General features: G+C 69.0%; 8 protein-coding genes and 2 pseudogenes. 6 read left to right on the top strand and 4 right to left on the bottom strand.

Annotated elements, in window-relative coordinates; all coding sequences use genetic code 11:
- The coding region (locus AB0I76_RS23265) for a helicase-related protein (protein ID WP_357039110.1) at positions 1-495 on the top strand (495 nt) is incomplete at its 5' end.
- Between the two features lie 11 nt (positions 496-506).
- On the opposite strand, the gene AB0I76_RS23260 is transcribed toward AB0I76_RS23265, so the two are convergent.
- Positions 507-851 (bottom strand): toxin-antitoxin system HicB family antitoxin, encoded by a 345-nt coding sequence (locus tag AB0I76_RS23260; RefSeq protein WP_357039107.1) that lies wholly within the window; start codon positions 849-851, stop codon positions 507-509.
- Positions 851-1,096 (bottom strand): toxin HicA, encoded by a 246-nt coding sequence (locus AB0I76_RS23255; RefSeq protein ID WP_357039104.1) that lies wholly within the window; start codon positions 1,094-1,096, stop codon positions 851-853. The genes AB0I76_RS23260 and AB0I76_RS23255 overlap by 1 nt, the downstream gene beginning before the upstream one ends.
- Before the next feature lie 91 nt (positions 1,097-1,187).
- Here AB0I76_RS23255 and AB0I76_RS23250 point away from each other — a divergent pair.
- Positions 1,188-1,460, top strand: a pseudogene (locus AB0I76_RS23250) (helicase-related protein); the annotation flags it as partial.
- 93 nt (positions 1,461-1,553) lie between these two features.
- On the opposite strand, the gene AB0I76_RS23245 reads toward AB0I76_RS23250, so the two are convergent.
- Positions 1,554-1,763 (bottom strand): winged helix-turn-helix domain-containing protein, encoded by a 210-nt coding sequence (locus AB0I76_RS23245; protein WP_357039119.1) that lies wholly within the window; start codon positions 1,761-1,763, stop codon positions 1,554-1,556.
- A 381-nt stretch (positions 1,764-2,144) separates the two neighbouring features.
- Here AB0I76_RS23245 and AB0I76_RS23240 point away from each other — a divergent pair, with 381 nt between their 5' ends.
- Positions 2,145-2,414 (top strand): DivIVA domain-containing protein, encoded by a 270-nt coding sequence (locus tag AB0I76_RS23240; protein WP_357039116.1) that lies wholly within the window; start codon positions 2,145-2,147, stop codon positions 2,412-2,414.
- Positions 2,411-2,680, top strand: coding sequence for a hypothetical protein (locus AB0I76_RS23235; RefSeq protein ID WP_357039101.1), 270 nt, complete (start codon positions 2,411-2,413; stop codon positions 2,678-2,680). Before AB0I76_RS23240 ends, AB0I76_RS23235 begins: the two co-directional genes overlap by 4 nt.
- A 46-nt stretch (positions 2,681-2,726) precedes the next feature.
- Here the strand turns inward: AB0I76_RS23235 and AB0I76_RS23230 are convergent, their stop codons facing one another.
- Positions 2,727-3,656, bottom strand: a complete 930-nt coding sequence (locus AB0I76_RS23230; protein WP_357039113.1) for an RNA polymerase sigma-70 factor — start codon at positions 3,654-3,656, stop codon at positions 2,727-2,729.
- 168 nt (positions 3,657-3,824) lie between these two features.
- Here AB0I76_RS23230 and AB0I76_RS23225 point away from each other — a divergent pair, with 168 nt between their 5' ends.
- Both AB0I76_RS23225 and AB0I76_RS23220 read left to right on the top strand, forming a co-directional pair.
- Complete coding sequence (locus tag AB0I76_RS23225; protein ID WP_357039098.1) at positions 3,825-4,310, top strand: carboxymuconolactone decarboxylase family protein; 486 nt, start codon at positions 3,825-3,827, stop codon at positions 4,308-4,310.
- A 23-nt stretch (positions 4,311-4,333) separates the two neighbouring features.
- A pseudogene (locus AB0I76_RS23220) lies at positions 4,334-4,419 on the top strand (transketolase); the annotation flags it as partial.

Below are 4,419 nucleotides of genomic sequence, written 5' to 3'. Positions count from 1 at the left end.
GCGGCGACCGCCCGCACCAAGCTGCCGGTGATCAAGGCGCTGGTCGACCGGCACAAGGACGACCAGGTGCTCGTGATCGGCGCCTACATCGACCAGCTGCACCAGCTCGGCGAGTACCTCGACGCGCCGATCGTGCAGGGCTCGACCACCAACAAGGAACGGGAACGGCTCTTCGAGGCGTTCCGCACCGGCGAGCTGCGCACCCTGGTCCTGTCCAAGGTCGGCAACTTCTCCATCGACCTGCCCGAGGCGGCGGTCGCCATCCAGGTGTCGGGGACCTTCGGGTCGCGACAGGAGGAGGCGCAGCGGCTGGGACGGGTGCTGCGGCCGAAGGCCGACGGGCGGCAGGCGCACTTCTACACCGTTGTCTCCCGGGACACGATCGACACGGAGTACGCGGCGCACCGGCAGCGGTTCCTCGCCGAGCAGGGGTACGCGTACACGATCGTGGACGCCGACGACGTGCTGGGACCGAAGCTTCCGAGCGTGGACTGACCCTGATTCCGTCAGGCGGCGCGGAGCTTGCGGAGGACGTACTGGTTGAGGCTCAGGCCGTCCTCGGCGGCCTCAATGGCCAGCTCGCGGTGCAGGCTCTCGCCGACACGGAGGTTGAACTTGCCCGAGTAGTGCCGATCGGCGAAGGGCTGCGGCACCTGCTCGCCCTGCTCCTCCATGTCGGCGATCACCTCACGCAGCAGGTCTTGGAGCCCCTGCATGGCCTCGACCTGAGAGGACGCCAGCCAGGAGAGGGACGGGAACTCGGCGCAGCTGGCGACGAACTCCTGATCTTCGCCGGACCAGGTGACGCGGTAGGTGTAGTGGGTGATCTCGGGACGGGCGTCGGGCTGCATCACATGGCCTCCTTCTTGTCGATCGCCTTGAGCACCTGCCGGACCTGGTAAGCCTTGGCCTTGCCTTTGTCGTCCTGGATATTGACCCGGGGATCGCCAGCCCAGGGCATCTTGAAGACCACGTGAGAGGTGCCAGTCTGGCGTGGCTTGCCGAAGTAGTGCTCACAGACCCGGCAGAGGTCGTTGTAGGAGATGTTCTGCGGGTTCTTCCGCATCGCCTCGACGAGCTTGGCTATGGCCGGCACAAACCGATGGTACTACCAGCGGTACCATAGACGCAAAGCTTTCGCCGCTGGTCAGTTCTCGCCCGAAGAGGCAACGGGCTGGATGATCAGCCCCACCGACCAAGTGCTGGTGATCGGCGCTACATCGACCAGTTGCACCAGCTCGGCGAGTTCCTGGACGCACCGATCGTGCAGGCCACCACCAACAACAAGGAGCGGGAGCGGCTGTTTGACGCGTTCCGCTCGGGGAGGTCCGCACGCTGTCATCTCCAAGGTCGGCAACGTCTCCATCGACCTGCCGGAGGCGGCGGTGGCGATCCAGGTGTCGGGGACGTTCGGGTCGCGGCAGGAGAAGGCGCAGCGGCTGGGGCGGGTGCTGCGGCCGAGATCTTGTCACTTGGCTACATCACTACCCCGATGCCGCACCATACGGCTACTTGGAGCCCACCCACAAAGCCCATCTCTGGGGGAGCACCTCTCAGCGACGCCTCGCCTCCGCAACGAAGACGCCGCGACCCGGGCGACCGACCAGTACACCCTGCTGCCGCAGCCTCGCCACCGCCCGGCTGATCGTGGACTGTGAAACGTCGTACTCGTCTGCCAGCGCGCGCCCGGAAGGAAGCTGCGAGCCGGGCGGGTACGTCCCGTCCTTGATCTTCCTCATGAGAGCGTCGAGCAGCTCGTCCATCGTGGGCGGAATAGGCACGTAGGGCCCCTTGCAGTCGGTTGGCCCACCCAGTATTGATCAGCCGTTTCGACGCAGGCAACACACGTAGCACGAGTGACATAAGTGGGTAGCTGACTCGGCGACGTGCTTGACATAGGTGACTCGGTGGCAAGAGCGTCGCTCTCGGTGATGCGGTGCTGCTGCGGTCGGTTGGCGCCTCTCGTACCGGTCTCGCATCGCCGCCGAGGCCTCACCCTCCGCGCTCCCCCGGCGCGGCCTGCTGTCGTACCGCCGATCGAGGCTGCGGTGGCGGGGCGGGGCGGTCTCCGCCGACCGCAACCGGCGGAGGCCGCCCCTTCCACTCCGACGCGACCCGACGAAGGGCGATCCCCCGTGCGCGACCTGATCCGTCGGCTGGCGAGCCGACGCGAGGAACCACGTCCGACGCGAGACACAACCCAGCTCCGCCCCTGGCAGATCCGCGATCGGTGCTTCAGCGTCCGCCGGCGCGGTCTCGACCCCGTCGAGCTCCGCGCCTTCCTGCACCGGGTCGCCGACGAACTGGCCACCGCGCAGACCGCCCTGGTCGCGGTGCAGGAGGAGAACGTACGCATCAAGAACGCCCTGCGCGCCTGGCAGAGCGGCCAGTCGGCGAGCCACCGCTACCGATGACCGAGCGTTGGGTGATCCACCTGCCGGTCACGGCACCCGACCTGCTCCGGGCCCGGATCTTCGCCCGGACCGCCGCCCGCGTGCTGACCCGGCTCAGCGCCCGAGTGGACCCGGGCGGCGTGACCGTGTCGGCCGAGGACGAGCAGGGCGTACGCCATTGGGTCTTCTGTGATCGGCCGCTGTCGGACGGCGGCGGGCGGTGTGCGCTGCCGGTGGAGCACACCTCGGCGTGCGCGCGGCGGACGCCGTCGCTCAGGCCGCAGTGATTCATTCACGACATCAGCTCGACAGTGGCGCGCATGGAGACCGCGCTCACGCCCCCGAAAGGCGGCTGAGCACCGTCTCCCGTTCCATGTGGGACAGCTTCTCGGGATTGCGCACGGCGTAGATCCCGGTGATGAGGCCGTCGTCGACCCGCAGCGCCAGGACGGTGTCCAGGGCACCGTCGAGGTGGAGGATCAGCGCCGGGTGGCCGTTGATGTGCGTCGGCTGCCACGACGTGCTGGCCGTGACCTTGCCCCACCCGCCGGTCAGCAGGCGGGCCACCTTGTCGGCACCGAGGATGGGCCGCGGGACGGCCTGCTTGACGCCGCCGCCGTCGCCGAGCAGGACCACGTCCGGCGCGAGGATGTCGAGCAGGTTCTGGAGGTCGCCGGTCTCGACCGCCCGCCGGAACGCGTCGAGCGCGGACCGGGTCTCGGTCGCGGAGACGACCTGGCGGGGCCGGCGCGCCGCGACGTGTGCCCGTGCCCGGTGGGCGATCTGGCGGACGGCGGCGGGGTTCTTGTCGACGGCTTCGGCGATCTCGTCGTACCCGAGGTCGAACACCTCCCGGAGTACGAACACCGCCCGTTCGGTCGGCGCCAGGGTCTCCAGCACCAGCAGCATCGCCATCGAGACGCTGTCGGCCAGCGCGACGTCGTCGGCGACGTCAGGGGCGGTGAGCAGCGGCTCGGGCAGCCACGGGCCGACGTACGACTCCCTGCGGCGGCTGAGCGTACGCAGTCGGGTGAGTGCCTGGCGGGTGGTGACGCGGACCAGGTAGGCGCGCTGGTCGCGGACCGCGCCGAGGTCGACGCCCGCCCATCGCAGCCAGGTCTCCTGGAGTACGTCCTCCGCGTCGGCGGCCGAGCCCAGCATCTCGTACGCGACGGTGAAGAGCAGGTTGCGGTGGGCGAGGAACGCCTCGGTGGCCGGGTCCGGACGGTCATCGGCGGCGGCGTTCTGCGGCGTGCCCACCATGGGTGACTCCTCTTCGCTCTCGACTGCGTCACCCATCAGATGCCGCACCCGGCCGTTCTGTGACACCTACCGGCTGTGGCAGTCGTCACCGGACCGCACCGTCACGGGGCGCTCCTCGACGGCATCTCGTGTTCGTCCCACCGAACACCGGAAGCGAAGGACGGAACCATGGACGCCCGATTCAACATGTTCGACAACGAGACCGCCATGAAGTTCTTCAAGCGGTTCGCGAACGCCGGCCTGGTGATCCAGCAGTCGCCGCTGCCGAAGGCCACGCAGGAGTTGGTGTCGCTGCGGGCCAGCCAGATCAACGGCTGTGGCTGGTGCATCGACATGCACACCAAGGAGGCCGTGGCTGAGGGCGAGAGTGCGGTCCGGCTCCACCTGGTCGCCGCCTGGCGCGAGTCCACCGTCTTCACCGAGGCCGAGCAGGCCGCGCTGGCACTCGCCGAGGAGGGCACCCGGCTCGCCGACGCCTCCCAGGGCGTGTCCGACGAGACCTGGGCGCAGGTGCGCAAGCACTACGACGACGACCAGATCGCGGCTCTGGTCGCCCTGGTCGCGCTGATCAACGCGGCCAACCGGCTCGCCGTGATCGTGCACCAGCGCGGCGGTTCCTACCAGCCGGGCATGTTCGCCGCCGCGTTCGACTGAACAAAAGTGGCGGCCGGTCAACCCCGGCCACCGTCGACGACCCGGAGCGGGACCGGTTCCTGCTCTCCAAGGGGCATGCGGTCGCCGGGTACTACGCGGTGCTCGCTGC

The organism is Micromonospora sp. NPDC049799 (assembly GCF_040656655.1).
GTDB lineage: Bacteria > Actinomycetota > Actinomycetes > Mycobacteriales > Micromonosporaceae > Micromonospora.
The sequence above is the reverse complement of the archived record's forward strand: the minus strand, read 5'-3'. Positions and strand labels throughout refer to the sequence as shown.